This is a genomic window from Enterobacter sp. 6722112 (genome assembly GCF_058661685.1).
Genome location: NZ_JBZWGR010000007.1, coordinates 4,581,723 through 4,602,061 on the forward strand (window position 1 = coordinate 4,581,723; position 20,339 = coordinate 4,602,061).

The following is a 20,339-nucleotide window of genomic DNA, read 5'->3' on the forward strand; positions in this document are numbered from 1 at the left end:
CGCTGCAACCCCCCCTGTAAAACTGCTGGATTTCTGTACAATGCATTCATTTTTTTAATGCATTGTTTGCCATTTGCCAGAATTTAAGAAACCATTCGCTCCGTATTTCAGTACCCCTCAAAACAATACCCGGCAATAAGTCGGGAAACAGCAAACACAACCGAGGATTTATGGCAGAGAAAAAACCGGAGCTTCAGCGTGGGCTGGAAGCTCGACATATTGAATTGATCGCGCTGGGCGGGACTATCGGCGTTGGCCTGTTTATGGGCTCGGCAAGCACGCTGAAATGGGCGGGGCCTTCCGTCCTGCTGGCGTATATTATTGCCGGGCTGTTCGTCTTCTTCATCATGCGCTCAATGGGCGAAATGTTGTTTCTGGAGCCGGTAACGGGCTCTTTCGCCGTTTACGCCCACCGTTATATGAGCCCGTTCTTTGGCTATCTCACGGCCTGGTCGTACTGGTTTATGTGGATGGCCGTCGGGATTTCGGAGATCACCGCCATCGGGGTCTACGTGCAGTTCTGGTTCCCGGAGATGGCCCAGTGGATACCCGCGCTCATCGCCGTAGGGCTTGTGGCGCTGGCGAACCTTGCCGCCGTTCGCCTTTACGGTGAAATCGAGTTCTGGTTTGCGATGATCAAAGTCACCACCATTATCGTGATGATTGTTGTGGGTCTGGGTGTCATCTTCTTTGGTTTCGGTAACGGCGGGCACGCGATTGGTTTCGGTAACCTGACCGGACACGGCGGCTTCTTTGCCGGCGGCTGGAAAGGCTTCCTGACCGCACTCTGTATCGTTGTCGCCTCTTATCAGGGCGTTGAGCTGATCGGCATTACCGCAGGTGAGGCGAAAAACCCGCAGGTCACGCTGCGTAGCGCGGTAGGCAAGGTGCTGTGGCGTATCCTGATTTTCTATGTGGGCGCGATCTTCGTTATCGTGACCATTTTCCCATGGAACGAGATCGGCACCACCGGCAGCCCGTTTGTCTTAACCTTCGCTAAGATTGGCATCACGGCGGCGGCCGCCATTATCAACTTTGTGGTGCTGACGGCGGCGCTCTCCGGCTGTAACAGCGGGATGTACAGCTGCGGGCGTATGCTTTACGCGCTCTCGCAAAACAAACAGCTGCCGGCGGTGATGGGTAAAGTCTCCCGCGTGGGTGTACCGGTGGCGGGCGTAGCGGTGTCGATTGTGATTCTGCTGATTGGCTCTTGCCTGAACTACATCATCCCGAATCCGCAGCGCGTGTTTGTTTATGTCTATAGCGCCAGCGTGCTGCCGGGAATGGTACCGTGGTTTGTCATTTTGATTAGCCAGCTGCGTTTCCGACAGGCGCACAAAAAAGCGATCGCCAGCCATCCGTTCCGCTCCATTCTGTTCCCGTATGCGAACTATTTGACGATGGCGTTCCTGATTTGCGTATTAATTGGAATGTACTTTAATGAAGATACCCGCATGTCGCTGTTTGTCGGGATGATCTTCCTGGCTGCCGTCACAGCTGCATATAAACTTTTTGGCCTGGGTCGCCGTGGCTCCGCCCATAAAGTGGAGGAATAAGCGGCAAAATGTGCAAACCATAACCAAACGCGCATTTTTTTCAAAAAAGCACTAGACAGCGGGGACGGAGGTACGTAATATCCAGCCCCGCAACGGCGCTAAGCGCCCGTAGCTCAGCTGGATAGAGCGCTGCCCTCCGGAGGCAGAGGTCTCAGGTTCGAATCCTGTCGGGCGCGCCATTTTAGTCCCGGCGCTAGAGCTGCGGTGGTCTGAGAAGTAGTCAGAACCGCGTGAAAGAATACAGTGGTGGCTATAGCTCAGTTGGTAGAGCCCTGGATTGTGATTCCAGTTGTCGTGGGTTCGAATCCCATTAGCCACCCCATTATTGAAAGAGTTGTGAATTGCGAAGGTGGCGGAATTGGTAGACGCGCTAGCTTCAGGTGTTAGTGTTCTTACGGACGTGGGGGTTCAAGTCCCCCCCCTCGCACCACGACTTTTAATGAGTTGAACTAAAAATTCAAAAAAGCAGTACATCGGCGAGTAGCGCAGCTTGGTAGCGCAACTGGTTTGGGACCAGTGGGTCGGAGGTTCGAATCCTCTCTCGCCGACCAATTTTGAACCCCGCTTCGGCGGGGTTTTTTGTTTTCTGCGTTTTTTATCCTGTAGCCTTTCCCCGACAACACTCTATATCCTTGTCGCGATTCAGCGACATATAACCCGTTAATATTAAAGAATTTATTATTTTACCTCTTAACCTGTCTCCTGGTGACGACATATCGCCGCCTTCAGCGCGATGTTGTATGGCTTCAGGCGGTTCTTAACAGCATAATTTCCTTTTATCTTAAAATGTTGCGCGATGTAAAAGTTCTGCGTGTAAACCTGGCACATTACATGCAATAATATGCGTGTAGATGCTCATTCCATCTCTTATGTTCGCCTTAAGGCCTCATAAACTCAGGAATGACGCAGAGCCGTTTACGGTGCTTATCGTCCACTGACAGATGTCGCTTCGGCCTCATCAGACACCATGGACACAACGTTGAGTGAAGCACCAAATATGTTGTCTTACAGACCTGTTTTAACGCCTGCTTTTATAGCAGGCGTTTTTTTATGGGCGTAAAAAAGGAGGCCATCTGGCCTCCTGTTAATTACTGCTGCGTTCCGTTATTTTGCAACGTCAATAACAGCCCATCACGGCGCATAGCTGCGGCCTCTTCCGGCTTATGCTGCTTGTCCAGCGAATCAGCAAGCCAGGCGTAATCAAATGCGTCCGGACGTTGCTTCAGCGCGGCGCGGAAGGCGAGACTTGCCTCCTGCCACTCGCCGTGTTTCATCAGAGACTGGCCCAGCGTACTCCACAGCAGCGGACGATCGCCCACGGTTTTGATCTGCTGGCGCAGTGCTTTTTCAATTTGTTCCGGATTGTTGGTTTTCAGACGCGGGATGACCATCACCAGGCGGTCATCATACTGTCGCTTGAGACCGTCGAGGAGGATCTCCTGCGCGGTGTCATGGTCGTCACACTCAATCAGATGTTCTGCCATCGCCACCTGAAGAGGAACCTGCTGGCGCGTTTTACGGCTCTGGTTTTTCCACCAGGTTTTCAGGCCGTCGCTGCCGAGATCGGCGCGCGCCTGATCCATCAGGCCAATCCAGGCCAGACGCTGAAGTTCATCACGATGTTCATCATCGCCCACGTCGGCTTTCGCCATGGAAGGGATAATGTCCAGCAGCGAGCCCCAGGCGCCGGTCCGAATATATGCCTGCTCAGCAAGACGCAGCACTTCCGGATGACGAGGGGTAATTTCCAGCAGACGGTCAACGCCGTGACGAGCGGCATGGTTTTCATTGCGCGCCAGTTGCAGACGAACGCGGGTGATCTCAACCGGAATCGGATCTTTAGTAGAGAGCTCAGACGCGCGTTCAAGATGCTGATTGGCGCGGGCCTCATCGCCTCGCTGTTGCGCCGCCTCAGCGGCCAGCAGATAGTTAACAACCGGCTGTTCTGCATGGTCGGCATTTTTCGACATCAGCTTTTCAACCTGCTGATAGTCGCCTTCGGCCAGCTTCAGCAACGCTTGCTCGGTCTGCTTGCGGGCGCGACGGCGCTTACGGCCAACGAACCAGCCGCGCGTATGTACGCCGGTACGGAAAATACGACGCAGGAGCCACTCCACTGCCAGCAGAACGACCACACCCAGGATCAGAATAATTACCAGCCCTGTTACGCTGGTTTCGATATTGTAGTTATCGGTCTGGATCAATACATAACCCTGGTGACCCGCGAGCATCGGCCCCAGTACAATCCCGGCGATCAGCAGGATGAAGAGTAAGAAGACTTTTAGCATCATTACTCTCCTTGCGGCGCGCTTTCAGGCGCTGGCGCGGCGGCAGGTGCTTCAGCCGGACGCTCTGCCGGAACGCCCGGCTGGGCCAGCAGGTTACGCACGCGCGTCTGCATGAGCTTCTCCAGAATCGGCTGGCTTTCCAGCTTGTCCGGCACGTTCATGGTGATGTTTTGCTGGCTCAGCTTGTCGATATCCTCAAGGAACGCGGTCGTGGTTGCGTCATTGGTATCGTAGTAAGCACGTACCCAGGTTGAAACGTTATCCAGCGCCTGTTTGTAGGTCTCTTCCTGGTGACGCGGTACGGCCTGGGCAGCCACCAGCAGGCGGGAACGAATGTTTTCGCGCAGATAGACGTCCTGGTTCGGCGCCAGCAGCGGCACGGCAGTTTCATCGCGGCGGCGAATGGTAATAAAGCTGTCCATAAAGTTCTGCCAGCTCTTTTGCAGGTTGATACGCCATTCGCTCAGGGAGCTGGACAGCTCGGTGCCGTCAGAATCCATCGGGGAGTCATCGTCGTTGTTATCGGCCAGCTGAAGGTTATCAATCTGGTTGGAGAGCTGATTTACCTTAAGGATGATACCATCGTAATCGACCTGAGAAACCGCGGACAGGCTGGCGATATCTTCCGTAATAGCGCGGCGAGCGTTGATGAGGCTCGGATCGTTCATGTCCGTCAGGCTTGCGTCGGCGCTTTTCAGCAGCGCGGCGGCGGTGGTGACATCCTGATCGCTCCAGAGCTTGCGCCCGGCCAGTTTCACCAGAAAATCGGCCTGTGAAAGTAGCCAGGTTTTGGCATCGGTTCCCGAAATTGTGGCGACTTTTTCCTGCACTTCGCTCAGCTGTTTGGTCAACTCTTCACGTTTGCTGTTCGCGTCGGCGAGGGCGGCAGCCTGCTGTTTGATCACGCCTTCCAGCTCAGCTTTTTGCGCCTCCTGCGCTTTCTGTAGGGCAGTGATTTGGTTAACCAGCGCGTCGCTGGTGGCCGTCTGATTGGTGCCTTGTTTCTTCACCAGTCCGTAGAGACCCACGCCTGCGGCCAGCGCAATCGCGATGGCAATCACGCTCAGCGTGAGGCTGGTTTTATTGCTGCCGTTTTTCTTCTCAACGGTTGTGTCTGTCGTCTCTGGCTGTGACGTGGTGTCCACAGTCTCCCTGGTCTCTTCAACCACGGCGGAGGATTTTTCGTGTTCCGTCATTATGGCTTCCCATTTGAGAGTTATTGTAATGCGCGCAGCAGCGCATCGTTGTCGGCGTTTTCAGCGATCCGAATATCCTGCCAGCCCAGTTCCCGGGCGTGGTTCGCCAGACGCTCACTGACGACCAGAAGCCGACAGCGGAGTAACCAGTTTTCGCGATACCAAAGCGGAATCAGCGACCAAAGCTGTTGTAACATTTCACCGCTGGTCACCACTAGCGTATTAATGCCGCGCGCGTGCCAGCGCATTGCTTCTTCCGCGCCATCATAGTGTTTCGCACAGCGCTGATAGCACTCCACAAACGTCACGTCTGCGCCGCGTTCGCGCAGCGTTTCGCCCAGCAGTTCGCGGCCACCGTTGCCGCGCAAAATGAGCGCGCGCTTTCCGGCAATGGTTTGTAATTCAGGTAATTGTAGCAAGACTTCGCTGATTTCCCGATCTAACGGGTAACGAACATCGATTCCGCTCGCGGTATGTAAGGCCAGCGCCGTGGTGCGCCCGATGGCGAAATAGCGGGGGGCGTGAGGCCAGCTAACGGCATGCTGTTGCAGCTGCGCATGGGCAAACTCCACGGCATGCTGCGACAGCGCAAAGAGCAGATCGCCTTCCTGTAAGAGACGCATCTGGTCAGCGAGCTCAGGCAGCTCGCGACCGGGGGAGAATTCAATCAGCGGAAAACTCCAGGCCACCTGCCCCAGTGCGCGCAGACGGCTCACTAACTGCTCTCCTGCGGGAGAAGGGCGGGTGACAAGTATGCTCATGCAGGGGGCTCTCCGTTATAGACCTCAGCCAGAATTTCACGCGCGCCGTTATTCAGCAGCTCTTCCGCCAGCGATACGCCAAGCGCCTCGGCATCTTGCGGCTTGCCGCGACGTTCACCGCGAACCATCTGTGAGCCGTCCGGCGCGCCAACCAGCGCACGCAACCACAGCTCACCGTCAGTTAATTCAGCATAGCTGCCAATTGGCACCTGACAGCCTCCTTCGAGGCGAGTATTCATCGCGCGCTCGGCTTTTACGCGAACGGCGGTATCGTCATGATTCAGCGGCGCGAGCAGTGCCTGAGTGCGCGCATCAACCAGACGACACTCAATGCCGACGGCACCCTGGCCGACGGCGGGCAGCGACAGCTCCGGCGGCAACGCGACGCGAATGCGTTCTTCCAGCCCCAGGCGTTTCAGGCCCGCAACCGCAAGAATAATGGCATCGTAGTCGCCGTTATCCAGCTTGCCAAGGCGTGTGCCGACGTTCCCGCGCAGCGAACGGATCACCAGATCCGGGCGACGTTCAGCCAGCTGACACTGGCGGCGTAAACTTGACGTGCCGACCACGCTGCCTGCCGGCAACGCATCGAGCGAGTCATAGCGATTAGAGACAAACGCATCGCGCGGATCCTCGCGCTCGCAGATGGTCACCAGCCCCAGCCCTTCCGGGAACTCAACGGGCACATCCTTCATCGAATGCACGGCGATATCGGCGCGGTTCTCAAGCAATGCCAGCTCCAGCTCTTTGACAAACAGACCTTTTCCGCCCACTTTGGCCAGCGGCGTATCCAGAATGACATCGCCACGTGTGACCATTGGCACCAGCTCAACGCGTAATCCGGTGTGGCAGGCTTCCAGGCGCTGCTTAACATAATGTGCCTGCCAGAGTGCAAGAGGACTTTGGCGTGTGGCAATTCTCAAAACATTGTCTAACATGCTTGTTACCGTCATTATCAATCGCTAACCATCCTAACATTGTTGACACTCGGATGGCAGTTTTACGGTTGATGAAGAGTGAGAGGGACAGGGCGGCGTACTCGTCAGCCATCGCCGTATTCAGGAATTTACACGTCAAGAACGATGCTACACTTGTATGTAGCGCATCTTTCTTTACGGTCAACCGGCAAGGTGTTAAATTGATCACGTTTTAGACCATTTTTTCGTCTGTACCACCAGAAAAGCAAAAGGCGAAAAAAGGGTAACGGTTATTTTTTGAAATACTGCGGGTCCGCTGCTTTTTGTGTTCTGACTGGCGTGCGACACCCGGAAACATCAGGCGATACGTCTTGTACCTCTATATTGAGACTCTGAAACAGAGACTGGATGCCATCAATCAATTGCGTGTGGATCGCGCGCTTGCTGCCATGGGCCCTGCTTTCCAGCAGGTATACAGTCTACTGCCAACATTGTTGCACTATCACCATCCGCTGATGCCGGGTTACCTTGATGGTAACGTTCCCCAGGGCATTTGCCTCTTCACGCCTGATGAAACCCAACAGCATTACCTGACTGAACTTGAACTCTACCGTGGTATGCCGCCGCAGGATTCGCCGAAAGGCGAGCTGCCGATTACCGGGGTTTACTCCATGGGCAGCACGTCATCGGTTGGGCAAAGTTGCTCTTCTGACCTGGATATCTGGGTCTGCCATCAGTCCTGGCTCGACAATGAAGAGCGCCAGCTGTTGCAGCGTAAATGCAGCCTGCTGGAGAGCTGGGCGGCGTCGCTCGGCGTGGAAGTGAGCTTCTTCCTGATTGATGAAAACCGTTTCCGCCATAACGAAAGCGGCAGTCTGGGTGGTGAAGACTGCGGCTCGACTCAGCACATCCTGTTGCTGGATGAGTTTTACCGTACTGCCGTTCGCCTGGCCGGGAAACGTATTCTGTGGAATATGGTGCCGTGCGATGAAGAAGAGAATTATGACGACTACGTCATGTCGCTTTACTCGCAGGGCGTTCTGACGCCAAACGAGTGGCTGGATCTGGGCGGCCTGAGCTCCCTGTCCGCCGAAGAGTACTTTGGCGCAAGCCTCTGGCAGCTTTATAAGAGCATTGATTCACCGTACAAAGCGGTGCTGAAAACCCTGCTGCTGGAAGCCTACTCCTGGGAATACCCCACGCCGCGCCTGCTGGCGAAAGATATTAAACAGCGTCTGCACGACGGGGAGATCGTCTCCTACGGTCTTGATGCCTACTGCATGATGCTGGAACGCGTCACCGAATACCTGACAGCCATTGAGGACGCCACGCGTCTTGACCTGGTGCGTCGATGTTTCTATCTCAAAGTCTGTGAAAAACTGAGCCGCGAACGCGCCTGCGTGGGCTGGCGTCGTGAAGTCGTCAGCCAGTTAGTCAAAGAGTGGGGATGGGACGAAGAGCGTCTCGCCATGCTCGACAACCGCGCCAACTGGAAGATCGATCAGGTGCGTGAGGCGCACAACGAACTGCTTGATGCGATGATGCAGAGCTACCGCAACCTGATCCGCTTTGCCCGCCGTAACAACCTTAGCGTTTCTGCCAGCCCACAGGATATCGGGGTGCTGACCCGCAAACTGTACGCCGCGTTTGAAGCGTTGCCGGGCAAGGTAACGCTGGTTAACCCACAGATTTCGCCTGACCTGTCTGAACCGAATCTGACCTTTATCTACGTGCCGCCGGGCCGCGCGAACCGCACCGGGTGGTATCTGTACAACCGTGCGCCAAGCATGGATTCGATCATCAGCCATCAGCCGCTGGAATATAACCGCTACCTGAACAAGCTGGTGGCCTGGGCCTGGTTTAACGGCCTTCTCACCTCACGTACCCGGTTGTTTATCAAAGGCAACGAGGTGGTCGATTTAGCCAAGTTGCAGGAGATGGTGGCGGATGTCTCGCACCACTTCCCGCTGCGTCTGCCTGCGCCGACGCCAAAAGCGCTCTACAGCCCGTGTGAGATTCGCCATCTGGCGATCATCGTCAACCTGGAATACGACCCGACGGCGGCCTTCCGCAATCAGGTCGTTCACTTTGACTTCCGCAAGCTGGACGTCTTTAGCTTTGGCGAGCAGCAAAACTGCCTGGTGGGCAGCGTGGATCTGCTGTACCGCAACTCGTGGAACGAAGTGCGTACCCTGCACTTTAACGGCGAGCAGGCGATGATCGAGGCGCTGAAAACGATCCTCGGCAAGATGCACCAGGACGCCGCGCCGCCGGACAGCGTGGAGGTGTTCTGCTACAGTCAGCACCTGCGCGGCCTGATTCGTACCCGCGTTCAGCAGCTGGTGTCTGAGTGCATCGAACTGCGTCTCTCCAGCACCCGACAGGAAACCGGGCGCTTTAAAGCGCTACGCGTCTCCGGCCAGACCTGGGGGCTGTTCTTTGAGCGCCTGAACGTGTCGGTGCAGAAGCTGGAAAACGCCATTGAATTCTACGGCGCGATTTCACACAACAAACTGCATGGCCTGTCGGTTCAGGTGGAAACCAATCACGTTAAGCTGCCGCAGGTGGTGGATGGCTTTGCGAGTGAAGGGATTATTCAGTTCTTCTTCGAAGAGTCGGGCGATAACGCCGGGTTTAACATCTACATTCTGGATGAAACCAACCGTGCCGAGGTGTATCACCACTGCGAAGGCAGCAAAGAGGAGCTGGTGCGCGACGTCAGCCGCTTCTATTCGTCCTCGCACGATCGCTTTACCTACGGCTCAAGCTTTATCAACTTCAACCTGCCGCAGTTCTACCAGATTGTGAATGTGGATGGGCGAGCGCAGGTGATCCCGTTCCGTACGCAGGCGATTACCCCGGCGGCGCCCGCTAACCAGGAAACTGCGCCGCTGTTGCAGCAGTATTTTTCCTGAGGCTTTTCGCCGGGTGGCGCTGACGCTTACCCGGCCTACGGTTTGAGCCGCTGTTGCCGGGTGGCGCTAACGCTTACCCGGCCTACGGTTTGAGCCGCTGTTGCCGGGTGGCGCTAACGCTTACCCGGCCTACGGTTTGAGCCGCTGTTGCCGGGTGGCGCTAACGCTTACCCGGCCTACGGTCCGAGCCGCTGTTGCCGGGTGGCGCTAACGCTTACCCGTCCTACGGTTCGAGCCGTTGTAGGCCCGGTAAGGCGTAGCCGCCACCGGGCAACGCAACTACCTGAAACTCACGTCCTCGCCTGCCTGCGCCGTCGCCGCCTGCTCCAGCAGATCCCAGAACGTTTCGGCGCTGCGATCGCAGATCCACTCGTCACCTTTCAGATCAAAGTGATAGCCGCCCTGTTTCGCCGCCAGCCACACCTGGTGAAGCGGCTCCTGACGGTTAATAATAATCTTGCTGCCGTTTTCGAAGCTTAAGGTCAGGATCCCGCCGTTGATTTCACAATCGATATCGCTGTCGCCGTCCCAGTCGTCGATACGCTCTTCGATGGTCATCCACAGGGTATCGGCAAGGCGATGAAATTCACTGTCGTTCATGGTTTTATTCCTGTTTTTCGTGATGGCGGCAGTATAACGCTAAATAATTCCCGTTGCAGGAAAGCGGCAAACTCTTGCTTTTGTGTCTTCTCCTGCGATGATAGAAACAGATTTGAACTTACGGGCAACCTCTACATGAAAAACGTCTTCCGAACGCTTGTCGTTCTTGTCACTCTGTTTAGCCTGACCGGCTGTGGACTGAAGGGACCACTGTACTTCCCGCCAGAGGATAAAAACGCACCACCGCCGACAAAACCGGTGCAAAGTGGTATCGAGTCATCTACGCCGGATACCAACGATCGCGGCAATAACGGCGGCCCGACTCAGGTCAATCTCTGACAATTACGTTCTGTACCCGCGCAATGGAGCAAATGATGCAGTTCTCTAAAATGCATGGCCTTGGCAACGACTTTATGGTCGTCGACGCGGTAACGCAGAATGTCTTTTTCTCCCCGGAATTGATCCGTCGCCTGGCGGATCGACACATGGGCGTGGGGTTTGACCAGCTGCTGGTGGTGGAGCCGCCTTACGATCCTGACCTGGACTTTCACTACCGCATTTTTAACGCCGACGGCAGCGAAGTTTCCCAGTGCGGCAACGGCGCGCGCTGTTTTGCCCGCTTTGTTCGGCTGAAAGGGCTGACCAACAAGCGCGATATCCGCGTCAGCACCGCCAACGGCCGGATGGTGCTCAGCGTCACCGACGACGAACTGGTGCGCGTGAACATGGGCGAGCCAAACTTCGACCCCTCTGCCGTGCCGTTTCGCGCCAACAAAGCGGAAAAGACCTATATTATGCGTGCCGCCGAGCAGACAGTATTGTGCGGCGTCGTCTCAATGGGTAACCCGCACTGCGTGATTCAGGTGGATGATGTGCAAACCGCGGCGGTTGAAACGCTCGGCCCGGTGCTGGAAAGCCACGAGCGCTTCCCGGAGCGGGCGAACATCGGTTTCATGCAGGTGGTGAAGCGTGAACACATTCGCCTGCGGGTTTACGAGCGCGGCGCGGGCGAAACCCAGGCCTGCGGAAGCGGTGCCTGTGCGGCGGTGGCCGTCGGTATCTCACAGGGGTTACTGGCAGAAGAGGTTCGCGTGGAATTACCGGGCGGACGTCTTGATATCGCCTGGAAAGGAGCGGGTCATCCACTGTACATGACTGGCCCGGCGACACATGTTTATGACGGGTTTATCCATCTATGAAGCAACCAGGGGAAGAACTGCGGGAACCTGTAACGGAGCTGGACGACAGCGCTGTTGTGGATTACCTGCTGCACAATCCTGAGTTTTTTATCCGCAATGCACGCGTCGTCGAACGGATGCGCGTGCCGCATCCGGTTCGCGAGACCGTGTCGCTGGTTGAATGGCACATGGCGCGCTCGCGCAACCACATCAATCAGCTCGAAGAGAACATGACGCTGCTGATGGAGCAGGCCAGCAATAACGAAAGCCTGTTCTACCGTCTACTGCACCTTCAGGCGCGTCTGGCTTCCGCGCACAGTCTAGAAGAGTTCCTCAACCGCTTCCACCGCTGGGCGCGCGAGCTGGGGCTGGCAGGCGCGACGATCCGTCTCTTCCCTGACCGCTGGCGCATTGGCGCGCCGTCCGGGTTTACCCATCTGGCGCTGAGCCGTCAGGCGTTTGAGCCGCTGCGCATTCAGCGTCTGGGCCATGAGCACCACTATCTGGGGCCGCTTAACGGGCCAGAACTGCTGGTGGTGCTGCCGGAAGCCAAAGCTATCGGCTCGGTGGCGATGTCGCTGATGGGGCGCGATGGTGACCTGGGCGTGATGTTATTTACCAGCCGCGACGCGCATCATTATGAACAGGGGCAGGGCACGCAACTGTTGCAGGAGATCGCCCTGATGCTGCCTGAGCTGCTGGAGCGCTGGATTGAGCGCGTATGACGGACGGACTGCTCGCCACTGACGTCAACCGCTTTCTGCGCTATCTGGGCGTAGAACGCCAGCTCAGCCCTATTACGCTGCTCAACTATCAGCGTCAGCTTGATGCCATCATGCAGATTGCCGATGAAATCGGCCTGAAAAGCTGGCAACAATGTGACGCCGCCACGGTACGCGGGTTCGTCGTGCGTAGCCGTAAAAAAAATCTCAGCCCGGCGAGCCTGGCGCTCCGGCTCTCTGCCCTGCGCAGTTTCTTCGACTGGCTGGTCAGTCAGGGCGGTCTGAAAGCCAACCCGGCAAAAGGGATCGCCACGCCGAAAGCCCCGCGTCATCTGCCGAAAAATATCGACGTCGACGACGTAAACCGCCTGCTGGATATCGATCTTAACGATCCGCTGGCCGTGCGCGACCGCGCGATGCTGGAGGTGATGTACGGCGCGGGCCTGCGTCTCTCTGAGCTGGTGAACCTCGACTTAAAGCACCTCGATCTGGAATCCGGCGAGGTGTGGGTGATGGGCAAGGGCAGCAAAGAGCGCCGCCTGCCGATCGGCCGCAACGCGGTCTCCTGGATTGAGCACTGGCTGGACCTTCGCGGGCTGTTTGGCGCCGACGAAGATGCGCTGTTCCTGTCGAAACTCGGCAAGCGGATCTCGGCGCGTAACGTGCAGAAGCGCTTTGCGGAGTGGGGCATTAAGCAGGGGCTGAACAGCCACGTTCACCCCCACAAGCTGCGCCACTCCTTTGCGACGCACATGCTGGAATCAAGCGGCGACCTGCGCGGCGTACAGGAGCTGCTTGGTCACGCGAATCTGTCGACCACCCAAATCTATACCCACTTAGACTTCCAACACCTTGCCTCGGTGTATGACGCGGCGCATCCACGCGCCAAACGGGGGAAATAATGCGTTTTTACCGCCCACTCGGTCAGATATCAGCCCTGACGTTTGACCTTGATGACACTCTTTACGATAACCGCCCGGTGATCCTGCGTACCGAGCAGGAGTCGCTGGCGTTTGTGCAGAACTACCATCCTGCGCTGAAAGCGATGCAGAACAAAGACTTCCAGCAGCTGCGTCAGTCCCTGCGGGAAACCGAACCGGAGATTTACCACGACGTGACCGAATGGCGCCGCCGTGCGGTTGAGCAGGCGATGCTCAACGCCGGCCTGAGCGCGCAGGATGCGGCCACGGGGGCCGAAGCGGCCATGGAAAACTTCGCCAAATGGCGCAGTCGGATCGACGTGCCGCAGGAGACCCACGACACGCTGGCGAAGCTCGCCGAAAAGTGGCCGCTGGTGGCCATCACCAACGGCAACGCTCAGCCTGAACTGTTTGGTCTGGGGAACTATTTTCAGTTCGTGCTGCGCGCGGGCCCGCACGGACGCTCGAAGCCGTTCAACGATATGTATCATCTGGCAGCGGAAAAACTGGATTTGCCGCTCGGTGAGATCCTGCACGTGGGCGACGACCTGACCACGGACGTCGCCGGGGCGATCCGCTGCGGCATGCAGGCCTGCTGGATCAAGCCGGAAAATGCCGATCTGATGACTACCCCGGATAGCCGTCTTCTGCCGCACGTGGAAATTTCACGGTTGGCATCCCTCACGACGCTGATATAATCATCAATTGTTCTGTATAAATTAACAGGGTTTTGGCGAATGGAAACATTTGCCTGCCCGACATGACGTGACGGTGCCAATGGACGTTTCTTACCTGCTCGACAGCCTTAATGATAAACAGCGTGACGCGGTTGCCGCCTCGCGTACAAACCTGCTGGTACTGGCTGGAGCGGGCAGTGGTAAGACGCGCGTGCTGGTTCACCGTATCGCCTGGCTACAGAGCGTGGAGAACTGCTCGCCGTACTCGATTATGGCCGTGACGTTCACCAACAAGGCGGCGGCGGAGATGCGCCACCGTATCGCGCAGCTGATGGGCACCAGCCAGGGCGGCATGTGGGTTGGCACCTTCCACGGCCTGGCGCACCGTCTGCTGCGCGCGCACCATATGGACGCTAACCTGCCGCAGGATTTCCAGATCCTCGACAGCGAAGATCAGCTGCGCTTGCTGAAACGCCTGATCAAGGCGATGAACCTCGATGAGAAGCAGTGGCCGCCGCGTCAGGCGATGTGGTACATCAACGGTCAGAAAGACGAAGGGCTGCGTCCGCATCATATTCAGAGCTTCGGTAACCCGGTCGAGCAGACCTGGCAGAACGTCTACAAGGCCTATCAGGAAGCGTGCGATCGCGCCGGTCTGGTGGATTTCGCCGAGCTGCTGCTGCGCGCCCACGAGCTGTGGCTGAACAAACCGCATATCCTGCAACACTACCGTGAACGCTTTACCAACATCCTGGTGGACGAATTCCAGGATACCAACAACATCCAGTACGCCTGGATCCGCCTGCTGGCCGGGGATACCGGCAAGGTGATGATCGTAGGCGATGACGATCAGTCTATCTACGGCTGGCGCGGCGCGCAGGTGGAGAACATCCAGCGCTTCCTCAACGATTTCCCCGGCGCGCAAACCATCCGTCTGGAGCAGAACTACCGTTCTACCAGCAACATTCTGAGCGCGGCCAACGCCCTGATTGAGAACAACAACGGGCGCCTGGGTAAAAAGCTGTGGACCGATGGCGTCGACGGCGAACCGATTTCGATTTACTGCGCCTTCAACGAGCTCGACGAAGCCCGCTTCGTGGTGAACCGCATTAAAACCTGGCAGGAGAACGGCGGCGCGCTGGAGCAGTGTGCCATTCTCTATCGCAGCAACGCCCAGTCGCGCGTGCTGGAAGAGGCGCTGTTGCAGGTGAGCATGCCGTACCGCATTTATGGCGGTATGCGCTTCTTCGAACGTCAGGAGATCAAAGATGCGCTCTCGTATTTGCGTCTGATTGCCAACCGTAACGACGATGCGGCGTTTGAGCGCGTGGTGAACACGCCGACGCGCGGCATCGGCGATCGTACGCTGGACGTGGTGCGTCAGGCCTCGCGCGATCGTCAGCTCACGTTGTGGCAGGCGTGCCGCGAGCTGTTACAGGAAAAAGCCCTTGCCGGGCGCGCCGCCAGCGCATTGCAGCGCTTCCTGGAGTTAATCGACGCGCTGGCGCAGGAAACGGCCGACATGCCGCTGCACGTCCAGACCGACCGGGTGATCAAAGATTCCGGCTTGCGCACCATGTACGAGCAGGAAAAAGGCGAGAAGGGCCAGACCCGTATTGAGAACTTAGAGGAACTGGTGACGGCAACGCGCCAGTTCAGCTACAACGAAGAAGACGAAGACCTGATGCCGTTGCAGGCATTCCTCTCTCACGCCGCGCTGGAGGCGGGTGAAGGGCAGGCCGATACCTGGCAGGATGCGGTTCAGCTGATGACCCTGCACTCCGCAAAAGGTCTGGAGTTCCCGCAGGTGTTCATCGTCGGGATGGAAGAGGGGATGTTCCCGAGCCAGATGTCGCTGGATGAAGGCGGGCGTCTGGAAGAGGAGCGTCGTCTGGCCTACGTGGGCGTGACCCGTGCGATGCAGAAACTGACCCTGACCTACGCGGAAACCCGCCGCCTGTACGGGAAAGAGGTGTATCACCGTCCGTCGCGCTTTATCGGCGAACTGCCGGAAGAGTGTGTGGAAGAGGTGCGCCTGCGCGCCAGCATCAGCCGTCCGGTCAGCCATCAGCGTATGGGCTCGCCGATCTCTGAAACCGACACCGGTTACAAGCTGGGCCAGCGCGTGCGCCACTCGAAGTTTGGCGAAGGCACCATCGTCAACCTGGAAGGCAGCGGCGAGCACAGCCGTTTGCAGGTAGCGTTCCAGGGGCAGGGGATCAAATGGCTGGTGGCAGCCTATGCCAAGCTGGAAAGTGTGTAACTTTCAGAAAAATATCACTATTTTGTAATAATCTGCTAGCCTTATACGTTGAAGGTCAATTAATGCCCTTCAGCGTTCCGTTGCGTGTTGACGCCACAGTTATTGCTGGCGTAACATGCGCGCACGATTACGCTAAGAGGACATTCGCCTTGGACACACCCAGTAGATACTGGCTCAATTCCCTGTCATCCAGGAACAACTCCTAAGGCTATCTCCTCTTGCTGATGGCCTTAGTGGTTGTCAGCGACTGCATCATTCCCGTCGCGCTGAGTCAGGCTGTTTAATGGTCTGAAACCCAATTTGTTTCTGTGTGCCCACCGAACTGTCCGATATTTTTTGCATTGGGAGTCCCGGTCATGTTGAGCGCATTTCAACTCGAAAATAACCGACTGACTCGGCTTGAAGCCGAAGAGTCACAGCCCCTCATTGATGCCGTATGGGTGGATCTGGTCGAGCCGGACGACGATGAGCGCCTTCGCGTACAATCTGAACTGGGGCAAAGCCTGGCGACACGCCCGGAACTGGAAGACATCGAAGCATCCGCCCGTTTTTTTGAAGACGAAGACGGCCTGCACATTCACTCCTTCTTCTTTTTCGAAGATGCCGAAGACCACGCGGGGAACTCTACCGTGGCGTTTACCATCCGCGATGGCCGCCTGTTCACCCTGCGCGAGCGCGAACTGCCTGCGTTTCGTCTCTACCGTATGCGTGCCCGCAGCCAGGCGATGATGGACGGCAACGCTTATGAGCTGCTGCTGGATCTGTTCGAAACCAAAATCGAACAGCTGGCGGATGAAATCGAAAACATCTACAGCGACCTGGAAAAGCTGAGCCGCGTGATCATGGAAGGCCATCAGGGCGATGAGTACGACGAAGCGTTGTCCACGCTGGCTGAGCTGGAAGATATCGGCTGGAAGGTGCGTTTGTGTCTGATGGATACCCAGCGCGCGCTGAACTTCCTGGTGCGCAAGGCGCGTCTGCCGGGCGGTCAGCTGGAGCAGGCGCGTGAGATCTTACGCGATATCGAATCCCTGCTGCCGCACAACGAATCCCTGTTCCAGAAGGTCAACTTCCTGATGCAGGCGGCGATGGGCTTTATCAACATCGAGCAGAACCGCATCATCAAGATCTTCTCGGTGGTGTCCGTGGTGTTCCTGCCGCCGACGCTGGTGGCGTCCAGCTACGGGATGAACTTCGAGTTTATGCCGGAGCTGAAGTGGAGCTTTGGCTACCCGGGGGCGATTATCTTTATGATCCTCGCCGGGCTGGCGCCGTATCTGTACTTTAAGCGGAAGAACTGGCTGTAAAAATCTGGCGGGTGGCGCTGCGCTTACCCGCCCTACGATCGAATTCCCTCTCCCTGTGGGAGAGGGTTCCCCACAAAATAATGCCTGCACAGACGGCCCCCTCTCCCTTGAGGGAGAGGGCTGGGGTGAGGGGGAACATACGGCTCTGGTGGTCATTCCGTTCACTTTATGTTCCTTGCTACTCTGTCACGACATGACCGGTGAACGTGCCAGGGTGGCTCAGTCGCCACCACCCTGGCGACCCGGGCTTCCGGCGGAAAATCGCCGCTTCGCGGTGCCTTCGGCTTATTCCTTCCGGCTTATCGGGGACGGGAGGAGGTAACATCCCTGTAAAGCCCGCCCTCTCGGCGCATCCCTGCGCCTCGCCCCGGCCTACAGGAAACGCCTCAGCGATTTACAGCCGGACCGAGGCATCGCTGAAAGCCCTCAGTTATTCTGAGGCAACGTTATCGCTTTTGCTTTCAAATTACTGGGGAACCCTCTCCCCTGTGGGAGAGGGTTAGGGTGAGGGCAACATCACAGCCCTTTGCGCACCCTGCGCTGGGTATAAATCGCATCTGCAACAAAGATGGCCAGCGCCACCCAGATAAAGGCGAACGTCACCATCTTATCCGCACCCGGCACCTCGCCGTAAAACACCACCGCCAGCAGGAACATCAGCGTGGGGCCAATGTACTGGAAGAAGCCCAGCGTGGAGAGGCGCAGACGCGTTGCCGCGCCGGTAAAGCACAGCAGGGGGATCGTCGTGACCACGCCCGCGGCCATCAGCATCAGGTTCAGCGACCATGGGTTGCTGCCCATGTGGCTGGTAGCGCTGTCGGCAATACCGAACAGGTAGATCGCGGCGACAGGCAGCAGCCACAGGGTTTCAAATAGCATTCCCGTCTGCGCTTCCACGGCAATTTTTTTACGCACCAGGCCGTAGAAGGCAAAGCTGAACGCCAGCCCCAGGGCGATAACCGGCAGTGAGCCGAAGGTCCACAGCTGTACCAGCACGCCGCAGAAGGCCAGAATCACCGCCACCCACTGCATCCGGCGAAAGCGCTCACCAAGGAAAATCATCCCCAGCAAAATATTGACCAGCGGGTTAATAAAGTAGCCCAGGCTGGCTTCGAGCATGTGATGGTTATTCACCGCCCAGATAAACAGCAGCCAGTTTCCGCCAATCAGCACCGCAGAGAGAGCGAGCAGGAAGACCTTCTTCGGGGTTTTCAGCAGCGTTTTGACGCCTGACCACTGACGGCTGATACTCATCAGCGCAATCATGAAGAAAAAGGACCAGATGACGCGGTGAGTGAGGATCTCGTCCGCCGGGACATAGGCGATAAGTTTGAAGTACGCCGGTGCGATACCCCAAATAAAATAAGCGGCAAGGGCGAGTAAAACGCCCTGCCGCGTCTGTTTAGCATCCATCGGGAAAATCCGTTACAAAAAAGTGAAGTAATTTTACCCGAATTTGCCGTCTCAACCCACCATATAAGTGGCGGTTGCGCTGGCGATATAAACCTGCTCCTCGTTATGCAGCTCAACGCGGGCGACGGCAACTTTATTCCCGGCGCGCAGCAGGCTGCTGGTGCAGGTGAAGCGGTTTCCGCGTCCCGGACGCAGATAGTCGACGCGTAAATCGATGGTGCCCATGCGCGACAGGCGCTGGCGTAACTCATCTTCGTTGATGGTGTCATGGCGCGTCAGCGTGCTGCCCACGCACACCAGACCGGCCGCCACGTCCAGCGCGGAGGCAATGACCCCGCCGTGCAAAATGCTTTGCGCCCAGTTACCGACCATCATTGGCTGATTATTGAAACTCAGCTGAGCGAAGTCTTTTTCGTATCGCTCCAGCTCAAGACCCAGTGCACGGTTGAATGGCATGTGGTACACAAAAATCTCGCCCACGAGCTTTAAGGTTTCTTCGGCGGTGAGTGTGGCTGACATCTGACGTGGCATCCTTGTTGTTAACAAAATGTTGATTTTATGCTTCGGGATAAAGGAATGCCACTTTAAGAAACGAGGAAGCGGAAGTTATCGCAGAAGTCTGTAGAATGCCCGGACAAAACTATTCATTAAATGTCACCATTTCAGGAGAACACCACCGATGCGGACGTATCTGGGTTGGTTACTGGCGGCGGTTGCGCTGCCCCTCACAGCATATGCGCAGGAAGCGACGATCAAAGAGGTGCATGATAAACCTGCCGTTAAGGGCAGCATCATCGCCAATATGCTTCAGGAGCATGACAATCCGTTCACGCTGTACCCTTATGATACAAACTACGTGATCTACACCCAGACCAGCGATCTCAACAAAGAGGCGATAAGCTCCTATAACTGGTCTGATAATGCGCGTAAAGATGAGGTGAAGTTCCAGCTCAGCCTCGCCTTCCCGTTCTGGCGCGGCATCCTGGGGCCGAACTCGGTGCTTGGCGCGTCTTACACGCAGAAGTCATGGTGGCAGCTCTCCAACAGCGGGGAATCTTCACCGTTCCGCGAAACCAACTATGAACCGCAGCTGTTCCTCGGTTTCGCCACCGATTATGAGTTTGCAGGCTGGACGCTGCGAGACGTGGAGGTGGGCTATAACCACGATTCTAACGGTCGTTCCGACCCAACCTCACGCAGCTGGAACCGCATCTATACGCGTCTGATGGCGCAGAACGGCAATTTCTTGGTGGAAGTGAAGCCGTGGTACGTGGTGGGCAGCACCGATGACAACCCGGATATCACCAAATATATGGGCTACTATCAGCTTAAAGTGGGCTATCAGCTGGGTGACGCGGTGCTGAGCGCCAAAGGCCAGTACAACTGGAATACTGGCTACGGCGGTGCAGAGCTGGGCCTGAGCTACCCGGTAACGAAACACGTTCGTCTTTATACTCAGGTGTATAGCGGGTATGGCGAATCGCTGATCGACTACAATTTCAATCAGACCCGCGTCGGTGTGGGCGTCATGCTGAACGATATTTTCTAAGCTGCTCGAATGTTTTTGCGTTAAACGTTGAAGTTTCTCTCTCAGGCGCTGAAAATAGCGCCTGTTTCATTTCTGGC

General features: G+C 56.8%; 18 protein-coding genes and 4 tRNA genes. 15 read left to right on the forward strand and 7 right to left on the reverse strand.

The window, feature by feature from the left end:
- The first annotated feature begins 170 nt into the window (after window positions 1-170).
- The 5 genes from thrP to AC4OVU_RS23430 all read left to right on the forward strand — a co-directional run bounded on the left by thrP (window position 171) and on the right by AC4OVU_RS23430 (window position 2,107).
- Entirely contained in the window at window positions 171-1,556 is a 1,386-nt protein-coding gene (thrP, locus tag AC4OVU_RS23410; RefSeq protein ID WP_017693946.1) for a bifunctional threonine/serine APC transporter ThrP, read from the forward strand.
- 102 nt (window positions 1,557-1,658) lie between these two features.
- Window positions 1,659-1,735 (forward strand) — tRNA-Arg (locus AC4OVU_RS23415).
- A gap of 67 nt (window positions 1,736-1,802) precedes the next feature.
- Window positions 1,803-1,878, forward strand: a tRNA-His gene (locus AC4OVU_RS23420).
- 21 nt (window positions 1,879-1,899) lie between these two features.
- Window positions 1,900-1,986: transfer RNA gene (locus tag AC4OVU_RS23425), tRNA-Leu, on the forward strand.
- A gap of 44 nt (window positions 1,987-2,030) precedes the next feature.
- Window positions 2,031-2,107, forward strand: a tRNA-Pro gene (locus AC4OVU_RS23430).
- Between the two features lie 537 nt (window positions 2,108-2,644).
- Here the strand turns inward: AC4OVU_RS23430 and hemY are convergent.
- Genes hemY through hemC form a run of 4 tightly spaced genes read right to left on the reverse strand, consistent with a single transcriptional unit; the run spans window position 2,645 to window position 6,739 of the window.
- On the reverse strand, window positions 2,645-3,844 hold the full coding sequence (gene hemY, locus AC4OVU_RS23435; RefSeq protein WP_026080629.1) for a protoheme IX biogenesis protein HemY: 1,200 nt from the start codon (window positions 3,842-3,844) through the stop codon (window positions 2,645-2,647).
- Window positions 3,845-3,846: 2 nt separating this feature from the next.
- Window positions 3,847-5,040, reverse strand: a complete 1,194-nt coding sequence (hemX, locus tag AC4OVU_RS23440) for a uroporphyrinogen-III C-methyltransferase (RefSeq protein ID WP_110293033.1) — start codon at window positions 5,038-5,040, stop codon at window positions 3,847-3,849.
- A 20-nt stretch (window positions 5,041-5,060) separates the two neighbouring features.
- Window positions 5,061-5,801, reverse strand: coding sequence for a uroporphyrinogen-III synthase (hemD, locus tag AC4OVU_RS23445; RefSeq protein ID WP_017383593.1), 741 nt, complete (start codon window positions 5,799-5,801; stop codon window positions 5,061-5,063).
- Window positions 5,798-6,739 (reverse strand): hydroxymethylbilane synthase, encoded by a 942-nt coding sequence (gene hemC, locus AC4OVU_RS23450; protein ID WP_017383592.1) that lies wholly within the window; start codon window positions 6,737-6,739, stop codon window positions 5,798-5,800. The genes hemD and hemC overlap by 4 nt, the downstream gene beginning before the upstream one ends.
- Window positions 6,740-7,089: 350 nt before the next feature.
- On the opposite strand from hemC, the gene cyaA reads away from it, so the two are divergent.
- Window positions 7,090-9,633: a class I adenylate cyclase gene (cyaA, locus tag AC4OVU_RS23455; protein ID WP_017383591.1), complete on the forward strand. Its 2,544-nt coding sequence runs from the start codon at window positions 7,090-7,092 to the stop codon at window positions 9,631-9,633.
- 279 nt (window positions 9,634-9,912) lie between these two features.
- Here the strand turns inward: cyaA and cyaY are convergent, their stop codons facing one another.
- Entirely contained in the window at window positions 9,913-10,233 is a 321-nt protein-coding gene (gene cyaY, locus AC4OVU_RS23460) for an iron donor protein CyaY (protein ID WP_110292348.1), read from the reverse strand.
- A gap of 135 nt (window positions 10,234-10,368) precedes the next feature.
- Here cyaY and lptM point away from each other — a divergent pair, with 135 nt between their 5' ends.
- The 8 genes from lptM to corA all read left to right on the forward strand — a co-directional run bounded on the left by lptM (window position 10,369) and on the right by corA (window position 17,300).
- Window positions 10,369-10,572: an LPS translocon maturation chaperone LptM gene (gene lptM / locus AC4OVU_RS23465; protein ID WP_003860815.1), complete on the forward strand. Its 204-nt coding sequence runs from the start codon at window positions 10,369-10,371 to the stop codon at window positions 10,570-10,572.
- A 35-nt stretch (window positions 10,573-10,607) separates the two neighbouring features.
- Window positions 10,608-11,432 (forward strand): diaminopimelate epimerase, encoded by an 825-nt coding sequence (dapF, locus tag AC4OVU_RS23470; RefSeq protein WP_023295730.1) that lies wholly within the window; start codon window positions 10,608-10,610, stop codon window positions 11,430-11,432.
- Window positions 11,429-12,136 carry a DUF484 domain-containing protein gene (locus AC4OVU_RS23475; protein WP_023295731.1) on the forward strand — a complete coding sequence of 236 codons (708 nt, stop codon included), beginning with the start codon at window positions 11,429-11,431 and terminating at the stop codon, window positions 12,134-12,136. Before dapF ends, AC4OVU_RS23475 begins: the two co-directional genes overlap by 4 nt.
- Window positions 12,133-13,035 (forward strand): tyrosine recombinase XerC, encoded by a 903-nt coding sequence (xerC, locus tag AC4OVU_RS23480; protein WP_015570006.1) that lies wholly within the window; start codon window positions 12,133-12,135, stop codon window positions 13,033-13,035. Before AC4OVU_RS23475 ends, xerC begins: the two co-directional genes overlap by 4 nt.
- Window positions 13,035-13,751: a 5-amino-6-(5-phospho-D-ribitylamino)uracil phosphatase YigB gene (yigB, locus tag AC4OVU_RS23485; protein ID WP_017383587.1), complete on the forward strand. Its 717-nt coding sequence runs from the start codon at window positions 13,035-13,037 to the stop codon at window positions 13,749-13,751. The genes xerC and yigB overlap by 1 nt, the downstream gene beginning before the upstream one ends.
- Before the next feature lie 79 nt (window positions 13,752-13,830).
- On the forward strand, window positions 13,831-15,993 hold the full coding sequence (uvrD, locus tag AC4OVU_RS23490) for a DNA helicase II (protein WP_017383586.1): 2,163 nt from the start codon (window positions 13,831-13,833) through the stop codon (window positions 15,991-15,993).
- A gap of 149 nt (window positions 15,994-16,142) precedes the next feature.
- On the forward strand, window positions 16,143-16,199 hold the full coding sequence (gene ysgD, locus AC4OVU_RS23495; protein ID WP_212743980.1) for a YsgD/CorL family protein: 57 nt from the start codon (window positions 16,143-16,145) through the stop codon (window positions 16,197-16,199).
- 150 nt (window positions 16,200-16,349) lie between these two features.
- The gene (corA, locus tag AC4OVU_RS23500; RefSeq protein ID WP_003860807.1) at window positions 16,350-17,300 is read left to right on the forward strand and encodes a magnesium/cobalt transporter CorA; all 951 of its coding nucleotides are present in this window, start codon (window positions 16,350-16,352) and stop codon (window positions 17,298-17,300) included.
- Between the two features lie 516 nt (window positions 17,301-17,816).
- Here corA and rarD read toward each other — a convergent pair.
- Together rarD and yigI are read right to left on the reverse strand one after the other, a co-directional pair.
- Window positions 17,817-18,713: an EamA family transporter RarD gene (rarD, locus tag AC4OVU_RS23505; protein WP_017694744.1), complete on the reverse strand. Its 897-nt coding sequence runs from the start codon at window positions 18,711-18,713 to the stop codon at window positions 17,817-17,819.
- 51 nt (window positions 18,714-18,764) lie between these two features.
- Window positions 18,765-19,232 (reverse strand): acyl-CoA thioesterase YigI, encoded by a 468-nt coding sequence (gene yigI / locus AC4OVU_RS23510; RefSeq protein ID WP_006812366.1) that lies wholly within the window; start codon window positions 19,230-19,232, stop codon window positions 18,765-18,767.
- Window positions 19,233-19,392: 160 nt separating this feature from the next.
- Between yigI and pldA the strand changes: the two genes are divergently transcribed.
- The gene (gene pldA / locus AC4OVU_RS23515; protein ID WP_110292248.1) at window positions 19,393-20,262 is read left to right on the forward strand and encodes a phospholipase A; all 870 of its coding nucleotides are present in this window, start codon (window positions 19,393-19,395) and stop codon (window positions 20,260-20,262) included.
- The last annotated feature ends 77 nt before the right edge of the window (window positions 20,263-20,339 follow it).

Excerpts from the sequence above, each read along its gene's own strand:
- thrP (WP_017693946.1), top strand. The coding sequence starts at position 171 with ATGGCAGAGAAAAAACCGGAGCTTCAGCGTGGGCTGGAAGCTCGACAT.
- hemY (WP_026080629.1), bottom strand. The coding sequence starts at position 3,844 with ATGCTAAAAGTCTTCTTACTCTTCATCCTGCTGATCGCCGGGATTGTA.
- hemX (WP_110293033.1), bottom strand. The coding sequence starts at position 5,040 with ATGACGGAACACGAAAAATCCTCCGCCGTGGTTGAAGAGACCAGGGAG.
- hemD (WP_017383593.1), bottom strand. The coding sequence starts at position 5,801 with ATGAGCATACTTGTCACCCGCCCTTCTCCCGCAGGAGAGCAGTTAGTG.
- hemC (WP_017383592.1), bottom strand. The coding sequence starts at position 6,739 with ATGTTAGACAATGTTTTGAGAATTGCCACACGCCAAAGTCCTCTTGCA.
- cyaY (WP_110292348.1), bottom strand. The coding sequence starts at position 10,233 with ATGAACGACAGTGAATTTCATCGCCTTGCCGATACCCTGTGGATGACC.
- lptM (WP_003860815.1), top strand. The coding sequence starts at position 10,369 with ATGAAAAACGTCTTCCGAACGCTTGTCGTTCTTGTCACTCTGTTTAGC.
- dapF (WP_023295730.1), top strand. The coding sequence starts at position 10,608 with ATGCAGTTCTCTAAAATGCATGGCCTTGGCAACGACTTTATGGTCGTC.
- AC4OVU_RS23475 (WP_023295731.1), top strand. The coding sequence starts at position 11,429 with ATGAAGCAACCAGGGGAAGAACTGCGGGAACCTGTAACGGAGCTGGAC.
- xerC (WP_015570006.1), top strand. The coding sequence starts at position 12,133 with ATGACGGACGGACTGCTCGCCACTGACGTCAACCGCTTTCTGCGCTAT.
- yigB (WP_017383587.1), top strand. The coding sequence starts at position 13,035 with ATGCGTTTTTACCGCCCACTCGGTCAGATATCAGCCCTGACGTTTGAC.
- uvrD (WP_017383586.1), top strand. The coding sequence starts at position 13,831 with ATGGACGTTTCTTACCTGCTCGACAGCCTTAATGATAAACAGCGTGAC.
- corA (WP_003860807.1), top strand. The coding sequence starts at position 16,350 with ATGTTGAGCGCATTTCAACTCGAAAATAACCGACTGACTCGGCTTGAA.
- rarD (WP_017694744.1), bottom strand. The coding sequence starts at position 18,713 with ATGGATGCTAAACAGACGCGGCAGGGCGTTTTACTCGCCCTTGCCGCT.
- yigI (WP_006812366.1), bottom strand. The coding sequence starts at position 19,232 with ATGTCAGCCACACTCACCGCCGAAGAAACCTTAAAGCTCGTGGGCGAG.
- pldA (WP_110292248.1), top strand. The coding sequence starts at position 19,393 with ATGCGGACGTATCTGGGTTGGTTACTGGCGGCGGTTGCGCTGCCCCTC.